At 65.0% G+C, this 20,689-nt stretch carries 18 protein-coding genes and 3 pseudogenes; 15 read left to right on the top strand and 6 right to left on the bottom strand.

The features are described from left to right. The first annotated feature begins 188 nt into the window (after nucleotides 1-188). Nucleotides 189-593, top strand: coding sequence for a hypothetical protein (locus AC5QAH_RS04180; RefSeq protein ID WP_019337817.1), 405 nt, complete (start codon nucleotides 189-191; stop codon nucleotides 591-593). Here the strand turns inward: AC5QAH_RS04180 and AC5QAH_RS04175 are convergent. Further along, nucleotides 587-916 carry a hypothetical protein gene (locus AC5QAH_RS04175; protein WP_010485292.1) on the bottom strand — a complete coding sequence of 110 codons (330 nt, stop codon included), beginning with the start codon at nucleotides 914-916 and terminating at the stop codon, nucleotides 587-589. The two genes, AC5QAH_RS04180 and AC5QAH_RS04175, sit on opposite strands and share 7 nt — an antisense overlap. A gap of 603 nt (nucleotides 917-1,519) precedes the next feature. Here AC5QAH_RS04175 and AC5QAH_RS04170 point away from each other — a divergent pair. Beyond that, complete coding sequence (locus AC5QAH_RS04170; RefSeq protein WP_049455111.1) at nucleotides 1,520-1,894, top strand: hypothetical protein; 375 nt, start codon at nucleotides 1,520-1,522, stop codon at nucleotides 1,892-1,894. Nucleotides 1,895-1,939: 45 nt separating this feature from the next. On the opposite strand, the gene AC5QAH_RS04165 is transcribed toward AC5QAH_RS04170, so the two are convergent. After that, nucleotides 1,940-2,275: a DUF6984 family protein gene (locus tag AC5QAH_RS04165; RefSeq protein ID WP_197597706.1), complete on the bottom strand. Its 336-nt coding sequence runs from the start codon at nucleotides 2,273-2,275 to the stop codon at nucleotides 1,940-1,942. A gap of 220 nt (nucleotides 2,276-2,495) precedes the next feature. Between AC5QAH_RS04165 and AC5QAH_RS04160 the strand changes: the two are divergent. Beyond that, nucleotides 2,496-2,757 (top strand): annotated as a pseudogene (locus tag AC5QAH_RS04160) (IS3 family transposase); the annotation flags it as partial. 37 nt (nucleotides 2,758-2,794) lie between these two features. Here AC5QAH_RS04160 and AC5QAH_RS04155 read toward each other — a convergent pair. Beyond that, the gene (locus tag AC5QAH_RS04155) at nucleotides 2,795-3,370 is read right to left on the bottom strand and encodes a hypothetical protein (protein WP_224328223.1); all 576 of its coding nucleotides are present in this window, start codon (nucleotides 3,368-3,370) and stop codon (nucleotides 2,795-2,797) included. Between the two features lie 4 nt (nucleotides 3,371-3,374). Next, nucleotides 3,375-8,117, bottom strand: coding sequence for an RHS repeat-associated core domain-containing protein (locus AC5QAH_RS04150; protein ID WP_224328224.1), 4,743 nt, complete (start codon nucleotides 8,115-8,117; stop codon nucleotides 3,375-3,377). 271 nt (nucleotides 8,118-8,388) lie between these two features. On the opposite strand from AC5QAH_RS04150, the pseudogene AC5QAH_RS04145 reads away from it, so the two are divergent. Next, a pseudogene (locus tag AC5QAH_RS04145) lies at nucleotides 8,389-8,523 on the top strand (alpha/beta fold hydrolase); the annotation flags it as partial. 35 nt (nucleotides 8,524-8,558) lie between these two features. Here the strand turns inward: AC5QAH_RS04145 and AC5QAH_RS04140 are convergent. After that, nucleotides 8,559-9,353, bottom strand: a complete 795-nt coding sequence (locus AC5QAH_RS04140; RefSeq protein ID WP_262102659.1) for an AraC family transcriptional regulator — start codon at nucleotides 9,351-9,353, stop codon at nucleotides 8,559-8,561. 70 nt (nucleotides 9,354-9,423) lie between these two features. Between AC5QAH_RS04140 and AC5QAH_RS04135 the strand changes: the two genes are divergently transcribed. The 10 genes and pseudogenes from AC5QAH_RS04135 to eptA all read left to right on the top strand — a co-directional run bounded on the left by AC5QAH_RS04135 (nucleotide 9,424) and on the right by eptA (nucleotide 19,055). Next, entirely contained in the window at nucleotides 9,424-11,394 is a 1,971-nt protein-coding gene (locus AC5QAH_RS04135; protein WP_262102517.1) for an FUSC family protein, read from the top strand. Nucleotides 11,395-11,398: 4 nt separating this feature from the next. Continuing rightward, entirely contained in the window at nucleotides 11,399-11,608 is a 210-nt protein-coding gene (locus AC5QAH_RS04130; RefSeq protein ID WP_005409927.1) for a DUF1656 domain-containing protein, read from the top strand. A gap of 1 nt (nucleotide 11,609) precedes the next feature. Continuing rightward, nucleotides 11,610-12,494, top strand: a complete 885-nt coding sequence (locus tag AC5QAH_RS04125; protein WP_126559792.1) for an HlyD family secretion protein — start codon at nucleotides 11,610-11,612, stop codon at nucleotides 12,492-12,494. Next, entirely contained in the window at nucleotides 12,491-13,927 is a 1,437-nt protein-coding gene (locus AC5QAH_RS04120) for an efflux transporter outer membrane subunit (RefSeq protein WP_495232109.1), read from the top strand. Before AC5QAH_RS04125 ends, AC5QAH_RS04120 begins: the two co-directional genes overlap by 4 nt. A 134-nt stretch (nucleotides 13,928-14,061) precedes the next feature. Next, the gene (locus AC5QAH_RS04115; RefSeq protein WP_021204235.1) at nucleotides 14,062-14,409 is read left to right on the top strand and encodes an RcnB family protein; all 348 of its coding nucleotides are present in this window, start codon (nucleotides 14,062-14,064) and stop codon (nucleotides 14,407-14,409) included. A gap of 72 nt (nucleotides 14,410-14,481) precedes the next feature. Further along, a pseudogene (locus AC5QAH_RS04110) lies at nucleotides 14,482-14,703 on the top strand (nuclear transport factor 2 family protein); the annotation flags it as partial. Nucleotides 14,704-14,820: 117 nt separating this feature from the next. Further along, nucleotides 14,821-15,495, top strand: a complete 675-nt coding sequence (locus AC5QAH_RS04105; RefSeq protein ID WP_019659910.1) for a response regulator transcription factor — start codon at nucleotides 14,821-14,823, stop codon at nucleotides 15,493-15,495. Continuing rightward, the gene (locus AC5QAH_RS04100) at nucleotides 15,492-16,724 is read left to right on the top strand and encodes a HAMP domain-containing sensor histidine kinase (protein ID WP_019659911.1); all 1,233 of its coding nucleotides are present in this window, start codon (nucleotides 15,492-15,494) and stop codon (nucleotides 16,722-16,724) included. The genes AC5QAH_RS04105 and AC5QAH_RS04100 overlap by 4 nt, the downstream gene beginning before the upstream one ends. A 59-nt stretch (nucleotides 16,725-16,783) precedes the next feature. Further along, the gene (locus AC5QAH_RS04095; protein WP_019659912.1) at nucleotides 16,784-17,170 is read left to right on the top strand and encodes a diacylglycerol kinase; all 387 of its coding nucleotides are present in this window, start codon (nucleotides 16,784-16,786) and stop codon (nucleotides 17,168-17,170) included. A gap of 73 nt (nucleotides 17,171-17,243) precedes the next feature. Beyond that, entirely contained in the window at nucleotides 17,244-19,055 is a 1,812-nt protein-coding gene (eptA, locus tag AC5QAH_RS04090) for a phosphoethanolamine transferase EptA (RefSeq protein WP_313268643.1), read from the top strand. Here eptA and AC5QAH_RS04085 read toward each other — a convergent pair. Continuing rightward, entirely contained in the window at nucleotides 18,959-19,879 is a 921-nt protein-coding gene (locus AC5QAH_RS04085) for a M14 family metallopeptidase (RefSeq protein ID WP_010485250.1), read from the bottom strand. The genes eptA and AC5QAH_RS04085 overlap by 97 nt on opposite strands. A gap of 146 nt (nucleotides 19,880-20,025) precedes the next feature. Here AC5QAH_RS04085 and AC5QAH_RS04080 point away from each other — a divergent pair, with 146 nt between their 5' ends. Then, the gene (locus AC5QAH_RS04080; protein WP_495232108.1) at nucleotides 20,026-20,679 is read left to right on the top strand and encodes a DUF3348 family protein; all 654 of its coding nucleotides are present in this window, start codon (nucleotides 20,026-20,028) and stop codon (nucleotides 20,677-20,679) included. Nucleotides 20,680-20,689 lie beyond the last annotated feature (10 nt).

Here is a 20,689-nt window from a genome sequence, read left to right as displayed (position 1 = left end):
TCCACCTTGTTGCTCCACCGTCTTGCCTGTGCCCGGAACGGCCCGGATACCCTCGCCTGCTGGAACGATTGCCAGGGTACGCGGCCTTCAGTTCCATGGGCATGACTTAAATCAATCGTCTTCGGCCCCGCGCGGCAGGCGTTATGGCAGCATGCGGCTTTCCGTGCAGCGGGCGTGTGACAACCCTCATGATGATGAACGATTTCCAGCAACTGCTGCATGCCGCCGGCCAGCAGGCTGAACCGCAACGCTTGCTGTTCGTATTCGTGCGCGCCGAGCTGCCCGAATCGCCCACCGGTGACCAGCGCGACCGGCATGACCGCCGCGAGGGCGGCACCCTGTCGCCGGTGCTGTGCGTGGACAAGCTGCCGGACGAGGTGCCCAGCTTCCAGGCGCTGGCGGCCGAGTCGACCACCACCGGCATTGACTGGGACCTGGTGTTCGTGGCGGCACTGGATGGCAGAGGTGGTTTCGCACCCAACAGCGACGAAGCCGCGCGCCCGCTGAAGCTGATGGTCAACGCCATCCACGACGGTCAGATCGGCCGCTTCGCCGCCTTCGACCGGGGCGGCGAGCCTGTCCAGTTCTATTGAGCCACCAGCTGCAAGGTCAGAAAGAAGATCACCAGCACAGTGTTCAGCCCCCAGGCCACGGTCAGCCCGCGCGCCGCCACGCCCAGGTTGGGGTTGTGCGCGGCGGGCGCCGCCCGCCAGACCGCCGGGATGATCCAGCCGGTATAGAGCAGCAGCACGGCAAATACCCCCAGCAGCAGCGGGGTGCGCTGGTTGGCCAGGGCCCAGAGGGCCACCGCCCACAGAATATTGCTGGGAATGACGCCCTGCAGCCAGAAAACACTCCAAAGGCGGGAACGGCCCTGAGTGTCGGGGGTTGGGTGCAGCGAAGCGGTCGCGGTCATAAGTCTCCTTCTGTTTAGGAAACGTGCTGAACAAGCCTGCGCTTGGTGGCTGGGAACGTCAAGGAACAACGGAATCGGTAGCGCCGGGCCATGCCCGGCGGAATCCTCCATGTTCATGCGCCGTCGGCTCGCCGGGCGTGGCCCGGCGCTACCGGTCCTGTTATCCCTGTCGCCATCGCCCCTCCCCACCCGCCCCCTTCCTCCTTCCAACCTCGACACCTGTCGCAGATTGCACGGTGCGGGCGGATCACCGCGCCAGCCTGTGCTGGCAGTGCTTAACAGCGTGGGAGAATGCCGAAAGCGTCTCCAATCGAGTGATGTTTGCAACTCTTCTGATTGGCATTGCACAGCGCCAAGGGCTCAGATGGCGTGCCACCGGAAAAGGGTGGCCGGGCTTCGAATCCCGTGTTGGCCTTGAGTAAGTGCGCTTGCCAGCCGGCGTCACCATGCGTGGCGCCGGCTGGCAATCCGACTGCCGGCTATGGCGGGCGGTGCGTTGGGGGCGTTCGCGCCCGCCGGCTTGAGGCCAACCCGGATTCGAACCACGTACCGCCCGCCACCTTTCGGGTGGCGGCTACCGATTGCCCTGCACGGAGCCTCGCCATGAACGAATCGGACTTCCCGCATCTGCACGCTTACCGCAGCACCGCCGGCGACGACGGTTCGCCACAGGCTGCGCCTGCGGTGGACAGGAACACCTTCATTGCCAATCTCCACCGCATCGGCTCCGGTGCGGCGGCCGACGGACAGCCCTGGCCGGAGCGGCATCAGCTGCCCGGGCGCTGCCTGGCCCTGGCCGATGCCGATTGCGCGTTGAGCGGGTTGCGGGTGGTGCTGGAAATGCTACTGGCGGCGGAACGCACCCGGCAGAACGGCGAACCGGAAGAGTACGTGGGCGACCGGGTGATGGAGGGATTGGTCAAGGCCTGCCAGTCGTTGTGCGCGCAGGCGGTGGGGCGGTTGCAGCCCGAAGGGTGAGCGCGATGCGCAACGCCCTTAAGCGAGGAACGCTTTCAGCAGGCGTCAATGCTCGCTGAAAGCGCCCCTCAGATCGACGCCGATGATCGGTGAGAAGTCCGCCTTCCACAGCTCCAGCTCGAAGAGCTGATCGTGATTGTCCAGGCACAGGGTGACTCTCACCGGCACGCCGTCGGCATCGGCAAGCATCGCCGTGGCAATGTCACTTCCGAAGACCTGGGTCGTGCTGGACAGGAACACTACACCCCCAAATCCGACGACCTCCACGTCCTCCACCTGGGCTAGCGCCAGATCCTTCAACAACCGTTCGGACAGCTCGGTCGCCCCAGGCAGCAGCCTGTGGATGAGGGAGACCTCGTCGGGGGTGAGGAATCTGGGCACGGGATGTCCTTCAGAGCACCGCGCCCGCCATCAGCAGATGCTCGATCCGCCATGTCTTGGCGTAGATGAGAATGACGCTTCCGGTCGAGCGGGTCTCGATACGGAAACACTTCAGGCCGGACAGCGGATAGCCGACCGCTTTCCAACGATCAAGAAGATCAGCAAGTCCCGGCTCGTTATCGTCAACCCTGGCGAACTCAATTCGCTCTTCACCCAGTAAAACTGGCAGAGCGTTCTGCGCGAGCAGACATCCTGTGCAGCATGAGCCGGATAGGAAACAGCCATGACAACGCATCGATGGAGAACTTCTTCCAGCGACAGTAGCGGGAACATACAAAGCAGAGGATCTAAAGCAATCACGACGAGACACGCGCAAACGTCGCCCTGCACATCGAGATGTTCTAGAACCCAAGACAGCGCCACCGCTCCAGCGACGAGCCGCCCCGATAAAGTTCGAGACGCAGCAGGCACTTGGCGGCTGATGGCTACCCGGGAAACACTGGACGATTAACCTTTGGATCAGGCGCCGCCCAGCTTCTTAACATTCTTCTCCTTCACCACGTCCAGCATCGATTTGACCGCCTCAACTCCAAGATTCAGGGCCACTATTAGAGAATCGCAAAGTTTCAGATCATGATCATCCAACGCCGGGACTAGTTCCTTCAGCAACTTCAGCGCTAGATCCGTCTTCCCCAATAGCGCCAATGCAGTTGCATGATTGATATGAGCGTGAGCACCTCTCAAGCCCCGCGTCTCGAGAAATGATGCAAATTCCATCAAGGTCATTGAAGACTTCGCTTCAATAACGTTTCGCAGCTCGATCGATGAAAGAATGCTCTCAACCACATCATCGTCTGCCATTTGATCCCTTCCGATAAACGGCCGATCCGCGATTCGGCTGCTGTAGGAAAGATGCGGCCCAAAGGAGTCAAACAATGGAAATACAAAATTCCATACATAGAGCCCCCTTGGGACGAACTCCAGAACAATTCCTTGTGCCACATAGTCATAGTCACTTCGGAAAAAATATCCGCTTGACCCGCCGATCAGGCCGGACCTTTTCCGCAGAAGGCTGCAAATGTATCGCTTGTTCATCTTATCAACGGCCTTCAGGCTTAAGTTCCACCACGAGAGTTCCCTCGGGGAGATTCTTGACGTACTTATTGTACTGATCCCAGGAGATGTAAGCCCAACCAGTCTTCAGATCGAAGATGGCTTGAGGTGCATCAACTGGGCCGTACACAGCGTCCGCCCGTGAGGACCCCGGGTACCCATACCTAACAACCCTACGGCCAGCGTAGCTCACCTCAGTCGCATACTGAGACGTCGGGCATGTGGTATCCACCAGGCGCTTGAACTCACTATGGATGAGCGTTCCGCGTATCCAAGGCAGTGAGCAACGCCATCCACAGGTGGCGTCGATGGTGGACGCTGCTTGGTTTGCCAGCCTCTGGAGCCGATTTCCGACCGCCTGCAACTCCGGTGAAACAGGTACGGCCTGAGGTATGTATTTTTTATCGGCCAAGCCTAGCGAATCGACACGGCCAGTGGGATCTCCGCTTCCATACGCGAACGAGTTCAGTCCACCCATCAACCCAATCGGATCGCTCTGGGTATACCGCCCCACTGCCGGGTCGTATTCCCTCCGATAGTTGTAGAACAGCCCACTCGCATCCGTCGCCTGCTGCCCGGCGAAGCGCAGCGCCAACTCGAACGCCACACCATCGCCATCCGGATCAAGACTCGGAATCTGGTTGCCGAACACCTCGCTCTTGTTGCTCCACTCCCATATCGAGACATTCCGCACCGGGTCGATCACCACGCGCGGCGTGCCCAGATGATCCGGCTGCACGTAGGCCAGCTCCGGCACGCCGGTAGCCGGCGTGTTGATCAGCGCCACCGGATAGTTGTCCAGCCAGATGGCCTGCTGCTGCGCCTGGCCCGTGGCCGAGTAGTTACCGAGCCACTGCCCGGCCTCGTCGTACAGGGTGATCTGAGCCGCACCACCGGCTGGGGTGCGCAGCACGCGCTCGCCGCGGTGGTTGTAGGCATAACTTTCCAGCACGGCATCGCCCTGCTTCACGGCGTTCATGCGGTTGGCATCGTTGTAGGTGAACGTCTTGCCGCCGATGCTGGTGGTGTTGCCCACCGCGTCATGGTTGCGCGCCTCGCCATCCACGGCGGTCAGCCGGTGGCTGGTTGCGGGATAGGTGTAGCTGGCGGTGCCTGCTGAGGTGGTCAGCGCAGTGCGATTGCCGGTGGCGTCATAGGCATAGGTTTCAATCGGCGTGCCGGTCGCGCCGTCCTGGGTCTGGGTCAGTCGGCCCAGCGTGTCGTAGGCGTACTTGGCCAGCACCGTCGAGCCTGCGCCATTCTTCAGCTCAGTGATCGAGCCGACCGGATCATAGCCATAGCCCAGCGACAGGCCGCCTGCAGCCGGGTCATGCACCGCTTGCGGGCGATAGTCCAGGTCCAGCGGACGCTGCAGCTGGCGGCCATTGCCATAGGTCCAGCCGGTCGCCGGGCCGAAGGCCGCATAGGTCACGTTGTTCACCACGATCTGGCGCGCCTGGCCGGGGCGGGTCAGGCCGATCTGGCTGATGCGGCCCTGGGTATCGCGCACGTAGTCGGCCACGCTGCCGTCGGGGTAGGTCAACGCGGTCAAGCGACCCGTCTTGCTGTAGGCATAGCGCAGGGTGCTGGCCACACCATTGACGGTCTGCACCTTGCGGGTGACCTGGCCGAAGCGGTCATGGCAGTACTGGGTGCTGCCATTGGCGTGCAGCACCTGCCCCAGGCGGCCCTTGGCAAAGCGCTCGTCGGCGGCACAGGCGGCCGGCGCCACGTCATAGCTGTAGCCCACGTCCAGATTGGGGTCCGGGTAGGCGATGCCGATCAGGCGGTTGAGTGCATCGTAGTGATAGGTGGCAGTGATGCCGCGTGCATCGGTGGCCGTCTTGCGGTTGCCGGCGGCGTCCACGGTGAAGCTGCTGGCGCCACTGTCCGGGCTGACCTGCCCGGTCAGGTCACCGAATCCGTTGTAGGCGTAGGTGGTATGCAGGCCCTTCGGGTCAGTGACCTGGGTGACCTGGTCCAGCGCGTTGTACTGGCTGCGGATCTCGGCGGCCACGCCACCCACGTCCTGCAAGGTCTGGGCCAGGCGGTTCAGCGGGTCGTACTGCTGGCTGGTCACGCGCTGCAGGGCGTCGGTCACGGTCTGCGGGTTGCCGTTAGCATCGTAGGCAAAGCCGGTAGCGTGGTTGCCTGCGTCCTTCAGTGCGGTCAGCTGGCCGAGTGTGTTGAACGTCCGTGCGAGGGTACGGCGCAGGGTACCGCCTGCATCGAGCGTGTCTTCCTTGAGGCGATTGCCGGCATTGTCCAGCGTGTAGTGAATCGTGTTGCCCGCGTTGTCCTCGATATCGGTCAAGCGCAGCGCCGCATCGTAGACATAGGAAACGCTGCTGCCGTCGGGCTCGGTGATCTGTTGCACCTGGCCGGTCGGCCAGTAGCTGATCTGGGTGACCCGATTCTCGGCAGTGGTCGCGCCACGTACGGTGACCGAGGTTGGCCAGCCGCGAGCATGGTAGGTGTAGTCGGTGACCACGCCGTTGGCATCCTTGACCGACAACGGCCGTCCGAAAGCGTCGTAGGCCAGAGTCTCGACCGTCTGGCCCAGCGCATTGGTCACGCTGCGCAGGTCGCCCTTGCGATAGGTGCAGGCACCTCCCGTCGCGCACCCTGCATCATCCGCCGAGTAATAGGCATAGGTAACGGCATCGGCCACATCCGTGCGCGGGCCATCCACACTCTTCAGCAGCCCCTCCACCGGGCAGCTGCCTGCCGCTGCCACATCAGCGGCTTCGCAGTACGTGTAGTTGGTGATGCGCGTCTGACCGGAAGCGGTGTCGGTCACGGTGTTGGCCGTCGGCTGGCGTCGGGAATTGAAGGCCGTGCGGGTTTCGCGGCTACCGATCCGGGTGGTCAGTACCGCATTGGTTTCGACGTCGCGCGCCGTGGTCACCACACGCTGCTCGGGAAAGCCGACCGCTTCGGTCACGGTATGGATGCTGACGGCACGACCGCTCACCGGATCGGTGCCCTGCGCATAGGTGTGCTTGGTCTGGATGCCGCGGCGATCGGTGTAGGTATTCAGACGCCGGCGGAAGTCGACACTCTGGTCGTAGTAGGTTCGGCTGACGGTTCCCTGCGAATCCGTCAGGCCGGTCACCTTGCGCGACGGAGCGCTATCGCCTCCGGGTGTCAGGGTGTAGTCGGTCTGCCGCCCCAGCGCGTCGGTCACCACCGCACCGCCATTGGGGCTGTAGGCCAGCGTCACGCCATCGGCACCGCCGGCATGCTGACTGGAGATCACACGACCGATGGAATCGTAGGTGAAGGTGCTGTAGCGGCGACCGTCCTCGGCGGTGATGCCGGTCAGGTGCTGGGGGAAGTCCTGGTTCTCGTAGTGATACGTCCGCACACCACCACCAGCATAGGTCACCGTGGCGACCTGGTTCTGCGGCGTGTAGGTATAAGTGGCGAGCGGAATGCCTTCGACCAGCACCGAACTGATCAGCGCCTCATAGTCGTTGGACTGGTAAACGAACTCGAGCGTGCGGCCACTGCTGTGGGTGACGGCTGCAAGGCGGTCGCTGTCGTCATAGATGTAGGTCAGCGACGTGCCATCCGCGAAGCGCTTGGCGGCAAGACGCCCGTCCGCGCCGAAGGTAGAGATGGAATCGGCCGTGTACAGTGTCCAGTTGCCGTTCTGGACCAGACGATCGCCACTGTCGTCGTCCGCCTCATAGGCTTGCCCGATCTTCTTGAATGCACGCTGGAAACCAGTGCTTTCAATGATGCCCACACTGTCAACGCCATCCAGTGCCAGGTGGGCGCCCAGCGAATGGGTCCAGCCATAACCGACGCCACCGGATGAGGTGGAGATGCCGGAGTGATAGAAGCGCGTCAGCGCGATCCAGCCCAGATCGAAGTCCGGCGCGATCTCGTACTTCTCGCCCGTTTTGACATCACATGGGTTGCCGACATTGCCGTCGCAGGTACCGCCGTTGGAGGCCGGGTCCTTGTCGGGAATCGGACTCATGTTCGCCGCTGCATCGTTGCGGGACATGGGGCAGCTACCGTTGCCGCCGTCCTTGTCGCACTTCTGCGACTTCGAGGTAATGGTTGCAACGAATTCTTCGCTGACGCAGGCGTTGTGTGTGTTGGACCACTGCGTGAAGGGGATCGGGCAGTTCAAGCGTCGCATGCGAGCAAGCCCTGTCGTTCCTGCGTCGAAGGGCACGCACGGAGACTCCGCCGAATTGCTGCCCAGCATGCCGGTGACCCGGTACTCCCTGACCTCCGAAATTCCGTCCATCCCTGGAGCAGTTGGGCCCCATTCTCCTTCCGGCACAGCAGTTTCCCCAGGACACTGGGGATTGATGTCCTGCAAGTCTGCAATGAGCGCTTCCAGCACTTCCTCTTCGGACAAGAAGCCACCATCACCCGCGCCGTAGTAAGTCCAGTCAGGGTCGGAGGGCTGCGTCTTTCCCATCCAGTAGGTAATCGACGTATTTCCGTTCAAGTCCACGACTTTCGACTTGATCTTGTCGACGTACTGCCAGCCGAACTGGAACTCCGGCGGGAAGGGGCTGGGCGCCGGCAGATTCTTGATGCCGGCCACCGCCGCCTGCTGGGTTTTGTACTGGGTCGCGTCGCCGCCGGGCTGGGAAATACGCCAGGTGATCTTGCTTTCCTGCGCCTGTACAACAGCCGGCGCAATGCAGCCAACGGCAACAATCGCCAGCACGGCACACGAAATGGTCTTCAGTCGTTCCAACATCCCTGTTCTCCTTCCTGGACGAACACAGCGCCGGCGGGAACGAGAACGCGAAGGTGTTCCCCGCGTCATGCTTCGGATCGTCCCTGGTCCGGTATGCGGCAGTGCTACATGCCGCCTTTATCGTTGAAGACGCTTGCACGTTCAAGTGTGGAGCCGCGTAACCGGTCACAGATTCAAGCATCCGTGGCCATTCAGCGGCCTACGCCGGGCTCCCATGACTTCTTCTACAGGGAGTCCGTGTTCATAGCTCACATCACTACCAGCACAATCTGCCGCACGCGCCCTGCTCTTCTCGGGATTCACGCGCGGCTCGCACCGCTACCTGGCAACCGGCCACACCCTCCAGCGCGAGGATCCTGCTGCGGTGGTGGCCGCGATTCCATCGGTCTCCGACACCTCGAAGTAGCCGTTCCGGGCAACGGCTTCCCCCATTGTTCCCCGCTACTGCCCGCGCAGCCGCACGGCAAAGTACCGCGCCGGGGAAAGGCCAAGCCCTTTCTTGAACATCGTGATGAAGGCCGTCACCGACTCATAGCCCAGCGTCTCGGAAACGCGTTGTACCGGTGCGCCCGCGGCGAGTTCACGAATGGCGATGAGCAGGTGCAGCTGCTGCCGCCAGCGTCCGAAGGACAAGCCCGTTTCTCGCTCAATCAACCGGGTCAGCGTGCGCTCGCCCAGGGCCAGGCGCACGGCCCACTGGCTGATGGTGCTGCGGTCTGCCGGATCAGCCGACAATGCCGCAGCCAATGCACGCACCTTCGGGTGATGGCTGACCGGCAACGACAGGTGCTCGGCAGGCATCTGTACCAGCTCGTCCAGCAACACCCGCGCCAGCCGGTCGGTGTGGCTGCCATGCGGGTAGTCCAGCGGCGCGTCGGCCAGGTGCAGGATCATCTCCCGCAGCATCGGGGAGATCGCCAGCGTCACGCACTGCATGGGCAGATCGACGATGCCGGGCTCGACGAACAGATAGCACAGGCGCGCGTTGGCGGTGGCGCGATTGCTGTGCGGCATGCCACCCGGAATCCAGACGCCACACTGGGGCGGCACGATCCACAACGCGCTGGCCACTTCGCAGGTCACCGCCCCATGCAGCGCAAGAATGAGCTGGCCCTTGCGATGCTCATGTACGGGAATCTCCGCGTCGTGCTCGGCCACCTGCAGGCGGCTGGCGACCGCCGGGCGATCGGTCTCGTCCGGGTCCAGGTCAAAGCCGGGGAGCGAAATGCGAGCCATTCTCACATTGACCGGTTTTAGCGATTGGTTGTCATTGTAGCGAAATTCGCCAGTGCGGCCGATCACTAGCATGACCCGCATGCACCTCCCCACACCTTTTCTTCCCCACCTGTTCCAGGCATTCGCCCGGTTGAAAAGCCCTGCCCTCAGGACCGACCAGGAGGCGGTGCTGTTCTCGCTCAAATGCCTGCTCGCCGCGTCGCTGGGGCTGTATGTCTCTCTGAGGGTCGGCCTGAATCGCCCGTTCTGGGTGATCGGCACGGTCTATCTGGTGTCACAGCCCTTTTCCGGGGCAACGCTCAGCCGCGGCCTGTTCCGCCTGCTCGGTACCGTGGGCGGGGCCGTCGCCACCGTCGTGCTGGTGCCACGTTTCGCCAATGCCCCCCTGGTGCTGAGCACCGCACTCGCCACGTGGATGGCGCTGTGCCTGTATCTGGCGATGCTCGACCGCACGCCACGTGCCTATGCGTTCCTGCTGGCCGGCTATACCACCAGCCTGATCGGGTTTCCTGCGGTGATGGTGCCGGGAGACGTGTTCACCATTGCCATCACGCGGGTGCAGGAAATCGCCATCGGCATCCTGGCCGCAACGCTGGTACATGCGCTGGTGCTGCCGCGCCGGGTCTCGATGCGCGTGCACGCACGGGTTGCTGCCGTGCTGGATGATGCGGAACGATGGACACGGGACATGCGCGCCGGTGCATCGGACACGGTACTGGCGACGGACCGCTCGAAAGTGGCCGCCGACCTGCTCGAGCTGCATGTGCTGTCGATCCACCTGCCCTACGACAGCGCCCACGGCGTGGCGCAGGTGCAGATCCTGCGCGCCCTGCACGACCGGATGCTGGACGTCCTGATGCTGTCCAGCGCGGTGGAAGATTCCATCGACCGGCTGCGTTCACCACAGGCCGGCGCGATGGATGCAACGGGCTGGCGCGATCTGCTGCAGGCCGGCCTCGCCGCGCAACAGGCCGAGCTCGACCTCGCCCACGCCGACTGCCGCGTGCTGCAGGCGCAACTGCACACTGCCCGTCCCGACTGGCGTCGGCATGTGCCTGCCCGCCTTGCGCGACATGTGCAGGGTGCGGTACTTCACCGGGATCATCGGCTTGCCCTGCGCAGCGCGCTCGGCGCGTTCGCCGGCATCCTGCTGAGCTGCGTTCTGTGGATCGTCACCGGCTGGTCGGAGGGCGCCACGGCGGTATCCATCATCGGCACGGCGTGCGTGCTGTTCGGCACGATCGAAGCGCCGGCACCGCATGTCATGCGCTACCTGGTGGGATCGTGCATCGGCGTGGCCGTCGGCCTGCTCTACGGTCTACTGATCTTCCCCACGTTGTCCGATATCACCGGCCTGATTGCCGCGCTCGCGCCGGTGCTGCTGCTGTGCGGATCGTTCCTAGCCCGGCCGCCCTTCATCATGGCCGCCCTGGGCGTGGTACTGACCTTCCCGATCATCGCAGGCCTGGGCGCGACCAAAACGGTCAACATCGTCGGCGCACTCAACAACAGCGTTGCGCTGTTCGTGGGTACGACGGTGGCACTGTGCAGCATGCAGCTGTTCCAGACCGCCGACGCGGGCCGCAACCGCGCACGGTTGGAGCATTCGATCCGTCGGGATATCGCACGACACGCCGCCGGACGAGGTGATGTGACCCGCGCCTGGCTCAGCCGCATGCTGGATCGAATCGGGCTGCTCGCTCCCAGGTTGCAGGGCCGTTCCAGCGCAGTACACGAGCTGCGGGCATTGTTTGCGGACGTTCGTGCGGCACATGCATCCAGCCAACTCCGCACACTGGACAAGTACCTGGACACCCCGCACGTTCGGGCGCTACACGCGGCGCTGGTCGAACGCGTCGCCGCACATTTCAGGGTTCGCGCCCACGCGCCACGCAGTGTCGATGCCCATCTTCTGAAGTTGTTGGACTGCATGCGCGAGGCCGCAACAGCCATCGCCGAGGCCGATCGAGGGTATCTGCTGCACCTGCTCAGCGGGTTGCGCCGCGACCTGCTGGCCTCACCGCTCACCCATCAGCACTGACCGCATGCTCTCTGATCTTTCCATTGATGGCGTGCTCATTCCCGGCCTGCTCGCCGTGGCCGCCGCCGCGCTGGTGCTGTCGATGCTGACCTCACGTCTGCTCGCCAGCCTCGGCCTGTACCGGTTGTTCGCCGCGCGGCCGCTGGTGGGCCTGTCCCTGTTCGTGATCCTGGCGGAGCTGATGATCCGGCTCTCGCCCCTGCTCGAGAAATGAAATGAAAGACCTGCTTGCTGTCATCGGGCGCTGGAGCGCAACGCTGGGCGTGTGTGCGCTTGCCGCCATTGCCGCGTTCTCCCTCTGGAATCGTTACGAAATGCGCCCGTGGACGCGGGATGGGCGGGTGCGCGCCGATGTGGTGCGCGTTGCGTCGGACATGGGGGGGCTGGTCACCCAGGTGCTGGTGCACGACAACCAGCGGGTCAGTGCCGGCCAGCTGCTGCTGGTGCTGGACCAGCCACGCTTCGCCGCCACGCTGGAGAAGGCAGACGCGGCGGTCAGGAGCGCGCATGCCACGCTGGCGCTGGCCCGCCGCGAATCGGCGCGGGACAACGCACTTGGCAACCTGGTCGCTTCGGAAACCCGCGAACGCAATGCCGCCAAGGTCGATACCGAGCTGGCCGCGCTGGCGCAGGCACGGGCCGAACAGCGCGTTGCCCAGCTCAACGTGCAACGCACCGAGGTGCGCGCAACCACCGATGGCATCATCACCAACCTCGACCTGCACGCGGGCGACTACCTGCAACCCGGTGCGCAGGCACTGGCGCTGATCGACACCGGCAGCCTGCGTATCGAGGGCTACTTCGAGGAAACCAAACTGGCCTGCATCACCGAGGGCGATGCCGCCGTGGCCCGGCTGATGGGCGACAACCACGACGTCCGCGGACACGTGGATACCATCGCCGCCGGCATTGCCGACGATCAGCGCTCAAGCACACACAACCTGCTGCCCGCCGTGGCGCCAACTTATACCTGGGTGAGGCTGGCGCAGCGCATCCCGGTACGCATCCGCATCGATGATGCGCCGTCGGATACCCGCCTGATCGTGGGTCGCACTGCGAGTGTGACCATCACACCCTCGGCACCGGGAGCCTGCAAGTGAGCGTGCGAACACTACGCGGTGGGCTGCTTGCCCTGCTGCTGCCCATGACGGCCTGCGTATCCGGCCCCGACTATCACCTGCCTGCGAATGCGGTCGCGGCCTCCCCCCAGGTGGCGCGGGCGTTCGTCTCGGGCCAGGAGGCATCGTTCAGCCAGGACGCGCCACCAGATCAATGGTGGCACCTGTACGGCGACCCCCGGCTTGACGCCTACGTACGCGAAGCACTGGCGGCCAATACCGACCTGCGCGCCGCCGATGCCAACCTTCGGCGCGCCAGCGCAACCGTGCTGGAGTACCGCGCGCGCGGTGCCGTGCAAGCCGACGTGGATGCATCGGGCACGCTCACCCATGCCGGTGGCTACACCCAGGCGTCGGCCGCGCCGCAGTCGTATGCGCTGGGCCTTCACCTCTCCTATCCACTGGATCTTGCAGGCGGCATCCGCCGCGGCAACGAAGCCGCCAACGCGGACGCCGAGGCCGTCGCTGCGGCACGCGACCAGGTCCGCGTGGTCGTCGCTGCTGCCGTCACCCGTGCCTATCTCCAGATCTGCACAAGCAATTACACGCTCGCTGCGACCCGGCAGGTGCTGGCGATACAGCGCGCCACGCTGGAGGCAACCCGACGCCTGGCTGCCGGAGGGCGCGGAACGGACTTCGATGTCAGCCGTGCCGGTGCCGCCGTCAACCGCAGCGCGGCGGGGATACCGCACCTGCTGGCGGAACGCCAGGCCGCACTGTTCGAACTGGCCGCATTGATGGGCAGGCTCCCGGCGGACTATCCCAGGGAGGCCGAAGCCTGCCCAGGCCCCCCGGAGCTGGAGCAGGCGCTGCCGGTCGGTGATGGTTGGCAACTGCTCCAGCGGCGCCCCGACGTACGCGCAGCCGAACGCAGCCTGGCCGCCGCGACTACAATGATCGGTGTCGAGACGGCGGGTCTCTATCCGCAGATCACCTTGGGCGCCTCTTCGGGCGTGGCCGGCACACCGGCGCATCTGCTGTCGGCCGACGGCTTCGGTGCGAGCATCGGTCCCGTGCTGTCATGGCACTGGCCCAACCGCCGCGTGGCCAAGGCCCGCGTCGCAGCGGCAGGTGCCAATGCAGATACCGCGCTCGCGTCCTTTGACGGCGTCGTGCTGCAGGCACTGCGCCAGACCGAGACCGCGCTTTCTGCCTGCACGCAGGAGCTTGAACGCGAGCGCAGCCTGGCGCAGGCGCGTGGGGATGCAGCGCGGGCCGCCGGGCAGGCGCAGCAGCTCTACCGTTTCGGCAGGATCGATTTTCTCGACCTGCTTTCGGCCCAGGCCGCGCTGGCAGATGCGGAGTCCGCATTGGCCGTCTCGCGCGCGGAGCGCATTGACCGGCAGATGGATCTTTTCCTGTCGTTGGGTGGAGGCTGGGCTGCAACAGATTCAGCCCCGAGCGGGGTCCAGTGACCCGTTGCCTGGCAGCGGCTGCAGGCCGCGCCGTCTGTTCAGAAAAGTGCCTCCCAAACCCGTATTCATTCACACTGACTGCCCTATATTCCCGCCACAGCGCCGCATGCTGCGGCCATGACGGAGGCACTTCCATGAAGACCACACGTTTGCTTGCCATCGCTTTGACCACCGCCACCGCGTTGGCTGCGGCCCCCGCCTTCGCTGACCCGCCGCATCACGCCCGCGGCAACGGCCCGCCGCCGCATGCCGGCGGCCCGCACAACCGTGATGCGCCGCCGCCCGGCTGGCAGAAGAAGGCCTGGCGTCGTGGCGACCGCCTGCCCTGGGCCGAAGTGGACCGCCGCTACTGGGTGGACGATTACGCGCGTTATGACCTGCGCAATCCGGGTCGCGGCCAGCGTTGGGTGCGCCAGTCCGACACCGAGTACCTGTTGGTGGAGATCGCGACCGGCTTGATCATCGACGCGCTGCATCGTTGAATGCGGAGCGCGCCGGGGCCCTGTAGCCGGGGCCCCGGTGGCGCTTCCACCCTACGAAGGCCGTCATGAACGATGCGAGCCACCGGAATCCAGAACGCGCTTCTCGCTGCGTGCCTCGCCGCAGGCCTGCCGGCCCACGCAAGCCAGCGCCCATCATCGGCTGATGTGAATGCCATCGAACAGGTGGTCGAATCGTTCCGCACCTCGTTGATCAACAAGGACAAGCCGACCTACATGAGCCTGTTCTTTTCGGACAAACCGGAAGATATCGGCTGGCAGTTCGTTTCCGAAGATGCCGGCCGATTGAACGTCGCTTGACGCGGCCGAACCCAGGCCGCGAACCATTCAGCATGCGCATTGGCAATCAGTCAGGGATCGGGCACAGTTCGGCCACGCGCAAGGACGCACGCCATGACCCGCCTGCTGATCATCGAAGACAACCCCGAGCTCGTAGCCAACCTGTACGCTTTCTTTGAGCCTATCGGCTACGTGCTGGACGACGCCCGCGACGGTGCCAGCGGCCTGCGCCGGGCCACGCAGCACGACTACGACGCCATCCTGCTGGACCTGATGCTCCCGCGCCTGGATGGCATGACGCTGTGCCGAAAGCTGCGCCGGGAATTCCAGAACCCGGTGCCGATCCTGATGCTGACCGCGCGCGATCCGGTCGAGGACCGCGTGCAGGGCCTCGCTCTCGGCGCCGATGACTACCTGGTCAAACCGTTCTCGCTGAAGGAACTGGATGCGCGGATCAAGGCCCTGGTGCGACGCGCCCAGGGCCGTCAGGTCGACAGCGTACTGGCGTGGAAGGACTTGCAGGTAGATACGCGCTCGCCGCAGGCCTGGCGACAGGGGCGCTGCATCGCGCTGACGCCTACGTCGCACAAACTGCTGATGTGCCTGGTACGCGCGGCCCCTGCCGTGGTGCGCAAGCAGGAGATGGAATACCTGGTCTGGGGCGACGAGCCACCGGACAGCGGCGCGCTGCGTACCCACATCCATGAGCTGCGCCTGCAGGTGGACCGCAGCTTCGACACCACGTTGATCGCCACGGTGCACAGCGTCGGCTGGCGCATGCCGGCGTGACCCCTGCCGCTCTCTACCGCCGCCTGGCCCTGCGTACCCGCATCACGATTTCGTTCGTGCTGCTGATGGCCGGCGCGATGGGCTTCATCGTCCTGGCCGAACAGGTGGACTACGACCAGGTCAGGGCCGCGGTCATCGCCCGGACCCAGGACAGTGCCGTGCACAAGCTGCAGGCAGCACTGGCCCGTGGCGAGCGCACCGCCCTGCCCCCGGGCAGCCAGCTGTACGACAGCCATAGCGTGCCGATGGTGCTGCGCCAGTACGGCCTGGGCTACCACGGCGAAGCAGGACCCGACGAGTGGCACCTGCGTGTGTTCGACAGTGGCGGCCAGCGCTACTACCTGCTGCAGGACGCTGCACCCTATGGCTACCTGGAACACCTGATCAATGCCTTTGCCGCGGTGGTCATTTCGATCTGCGTGCTCGGCGCCTTCCTGATCGGTCGCAGGGTGGCATCGCACGTCATCGCGCCCATCACGCAGTTGGCCGATGCCGTGCAGAGCGGGCGGAAGCCCTTTCCCTGTCAGGACGCCCGCGACGAGATCGGTGTACTCGCCCGTGCCTTCGCCCGGCACAGTGATGAGCTCGAACGGTTCCTGCATCGCGAGCAATGCTTCAGCGGCGATGCCAGCCATGAGCTGCGCACGCCCTTGGCCATCATCGGCGGCGCTGCGGAAACCCTTGCCTGCCAGCTTCCGTCCGACAGCCACCTGGTCCCCAGCGCGGAGCGTATCCTGCGCACTACCCAGGAGATGCAGCGCCAGCTGTCCTGCCTGCTGCTGCTCTCACGTACCCCCGGCTCCGTGCCGCGCAACAAGGTGGCCCTGCGCCCATTGATCGAATCCTGCATGGAGCGCTGCCAACCGTGGATTTCCGGCAAGCCGGTGATCGTTGCGTTTGATGCCCGGCATGACGCCGTGCTGGACACCAACGCAGATCTGGCGCACAGCGTGATCTGGAACCTGCTGCGCAACGCCTGCCAGTACACCGAAAGGGGCGAAGTGAGGATCACCCTCCACGACACCGCACTCACCGTCGCCGACACCGGACCCGGCCTGCCCTCAAGTATCGACCCACAGCAGTTCCAGCGCTTCGTGCCCGGCAGCCCGCACAATGGCGAGGGACTGGGGCTGTCCATCGTGCAGCGCATCGTCGAGCACCTGGGCTGGAGGATGACGGTGCACTCCTCGCAGCAGGGATGCCGGTTCAGCCTGGAATGGCCCGCCTGACGGTTTCCTGACACGCGCGTGCACATGCTGGGGATTGCTCACTTCACGGCGGAAACGGCATGCAGCACCCCAAGGACAGCGGCAAGTACCCGCATGGCAAGACCGGCCTGGGCCGCATCTTCCACACCCTGATCCATTCGCGAGACGGATTCATCGCTACCTTTCGTGGCGAGGCGGCATTCCGCCAGCTGCTGCTCCTGCACGCGCTGTTGATCACTGCAGCGTTCGTACTGGACATCAGCAAGCTCGAACGGGCGCTGGTGCTGGCGGTCTGCTTCATCAGCCTGGTGGTGGAACTGCTCAACTCGGCGATCGAAGCAGTGGTCGATCGCATCTCACTGGAACAGCATCCACTGTCCAAGAACGCCAAGGACATGGGCAGCGCCGCGCAGACCACCGCACTGTTGATGGTGGGCGCGGTGTGGGGCGTGATCCTGCTGGGCTAGTCCGCCCAACCTGACAACTTCCTGATAAAGCGGTTTCGATACTGCGCGCACTCCCGCTCCACGGAACCTGCTCGTGCGTCAACGCCGCCGTTTTCCACGGCCCCATCCGATCGTTCTGGTCTGGGCCACCGCACTGTTCTTCACCACGATTGGAAACATCGCCCTCTGGAAGACGCTGTGGGGGCTGATCGACCTCAACAGCCTGCGCAGCGTGCTGTTCCTGGCCAGCTTGCCGGTGGTGCTTTTCTGCCTGTTCAACCTGCTGCTGACGCCACTGCTGGCACTGCCGTTCCTGCGCAGGCCGCTGCTGGTGCTGCTCGTTGTCGTCAGCGCCGCCTGCAGCTACTTCATGCTGCACTACAACGTGCTGATCGATCGCAGCATGGTGCAGAACGTGTTCGAGACCAACCAGGCTGAACTGAACGCCTATCTGTCGCTGCCACTGCTGTTGACCCTGCTGGCGCTGGGCGGGCTGCCCGCGACCGGGCTGGCCCTGGTGCGCACCGCCAGCGGGGCGGGCTCGATACGTTCGTTCCTGGTGTGGCCAGTCAACGTCCTGGTATCCATGATGGTGCTGCTGGCGATCGGCTTTGCGTTCTACAAGGACTATTCGTCATTGCTTCGCAACAACCGCTACATCCGCGACCAGGTGCTGCCGTTGAACGTGGTGCGGCATACCCACGGTTACCTGAAGAGCCTCTACAGCACCCGCCAGCAACCGCTGCGCGCGATTGGCATGGACGCACGGCGCGCGCCGGGCCCGCGCCCGAAGCTGGTGATCCTGGTCGTCGGCGAGACCGCGCGATCACAGAACTTCCAGCTCAACGGCTACCCACGCGCGACCAATCCCCGGCTCTCGCGCAAGGAAGGCGTCATCAGCTTCAATGATGTCTCCTCATGCGGGACCGCCACGGCCATCTCGGTGCCGTGCATGTTCTCGCAGATGACCCGAGGCCAGTACGACGACGTGCGCGCCGCAACCGAGGAGAACGTGCTCGACATCCTGCAGCGCACCGGCATCAGCGTGCTCTGGCGCAACAACAACAACGGCGGCTGCAAGGGCGTGTGCGAACGCGTACCGACCGAGGACATGCCTGCGCTGAAGGTGGCCGGCCAGTGCGTCAACGCCGACGGCACCTGCTACGACGACGTGCTGCTGCACCAGTTGGGCGCACGCATCGATGCCATCAACGGCGACGCCCTGATCGTGCTGCATCAGCTCGGCAGTCATGGGCCGACCTACTTTGAACGGTATCCCGCAGCGTCGCGGGCTTTCAGCCCGACCTGCGACAGCAACCAGATCCAGCATTGCAGCAACGAGGCGCTGGTCAACACCTACGACAACACTCTGGTCCACACCGACCACCTGCTGGGCAAGGCCATCGACCTGCTGCAGGGCTATGCGGACCAGCGTGATGTCGCACTGATCTATGTGTCCGACCATGGCGAGTCGCTGGGCGAACGCGGGATGTACCTGCACGGCACGCCCTACTTCATCGCCCCGCGCGAGCAGACCCAGGTGCCGATGGTGATGTGGTTCTCACCGGAATTCAGCCGCAACGCAGGCCTGGACCTGGCCTGCCTGCACCAGAATGCCCTGCACCGGGCGCACAGCCACGACAACCTCTTCCACTCGCTGCTGGGCCTGTTCGCGGTCAACAGCGGGGTGTACCAGCACGATCTGGATGTGTTCGCAGGTTGCCGCGCGTCGGCTTCGCCGGCTGTGGCCACCTCACCGGCCAAAGAAAGGCGCCGGCTGATGCCGGTCGCTGCCCGGAACGTGGCGCGCTACTGCGCCGCCAGGGCGAAATCCAGGCCCGCACACACCGCCGCCACCTGGGCGTCGTTGCATTCCTGCGGGTTGGTGCGCGGGCTGTCCGGGTAGACCTCGGTGGTGGTGGCAAAGCGCGCGTCGGTGAAGCCGGCGCAGGCGCCGATCGAACGCGATTCACCCCAGACCACGCCCGGCGACTGCAGCGGCAGGCCGACCAGGTTGCCTTCGGCATCGGCCGGGGCGATATGGGTGACCGGGGCCACGGCGGTGATCAATGCCTTCTGGAACTCGGCCTGCGGATCTTCGCTGTTGCCGATCACGTAGAAACCATCCGGAATGGTGTCGCGCTCGAATGGCTTGCCGTCGCGGGCACAACGCGCCGGATCGAACTCGTGCAGGTCGCTGTCGGTGGTCTCGTGCAGGTCCAGGTGCACCAGCAGGTTCGGCTTGCGCTCGGCCACCCAGGCCATCAGGGCGGCGGCTTCCACGATCTGGCCGCCGTCACGGAAGCTGCGGTTGGGGTCGATGGCGTCCGGGTTCCAGCGCTGGATGCGCTCGTAGCCCCACGGGCTGACGCACGGCGCCACGATCAGGTTCAGCCGGCCCAGGTAACGCTCCGCCTGCTGCTCCAGGAACTGCAGGGCACCGTGCACGCCGCTGGTCTCGTAGCCATGCACGCCACCGGTGATCAGCGCGGTCGGCAGCGCCGGGTTCCAGTCGTGGTTGACCACGGCGAACAGCGGGTAATGGTCCGGCGCATAGTCCAGCTGGCCGTACTGGATCACATCGAAGCTGTCGTCCAGGCGCTCGAGCGCGGCCACCACGTCGTCGTGGTAGCTGCGCCGGCGCTGCTGGCGGGCCCGCCACTGTGCGCGTTCCGCGTCGCCCCAGGGCTGTCCGGGGGTGCCGATCGGGTAGAACTGCGCAACGGTCATTGGGGAACTCCAGGGGTCGAACGGGATGGGTGCAGCCGGACATTCTAAGCCTTGTCGCGCCTGCGGGCGCCCCCGCCCCGCCCCGCCTTCATCCAGCCGGGGTCATCTGGTTGTAAAATCAATGGTTTTTGGCCCCTCACCCCTTGATGGCGAACGCAGCGCAGCCGGTCCTGGGTGGACCGGAGTTCCTCCGCCTGCTCGCCCGTCTCAGCGACGGCGCGATGCCGGCCACCAGTCCCGCCCTGACCGATCGCCTCGGCCAGTGGGTGGACTGGAGCCGTGCCGTGGCCCTGTCCGGGGCGCTCGGCGGACGCCTGCCCGAGCCCGGTGAAGCCGCCGAAGCGGTTGGGGATGTACTGGCCGACTGCGCCCAGGCGCACGCCAGCCTGCTCGCCTCGATCAGTGAGGATGCCGAGGCCGAGCGCCTGCTGGACCTGGCCGAAGCTGCCGCCGCACCCAACTTCGCCTCGCTGCGCCAGCGCTACCGGGTACTGCAGCAGGCCATCCAGACCGCCACGGGCCGCCTGCGCGGCCGCCTGCGCGACCAGCTGGTGCAGGTTTCGCCCGAGCTGGCGCGGCTGGCCGAGGTCGATGCGGTGATGGAACAGACCCTCACCCCGCGCGAGCACAGCCTGCTGGCCACTGCGCCGGCCGTGCTCGGCGCCCGATTTGAACGCGTGCACGGCCAGCCCGGCTGGCGCACGGCCTTCCGCCATGACATGCGCACGCTGCTGCTCGCCGAGCTGCAGCTGCGCTTCCACCCGATCGAAGGGCTGCAAGACGCCCTGCGCTCCCACTGACCGGAACACC

It is taken from the genome of Stenotrophomonas sp. YJH_SMC_43 (genome assembly GCF_059372535.1).
Note: the sequence above shows the minus strand (reverse complement) of the source record. Positions and strands in the feature narration are given on the sequence as shown.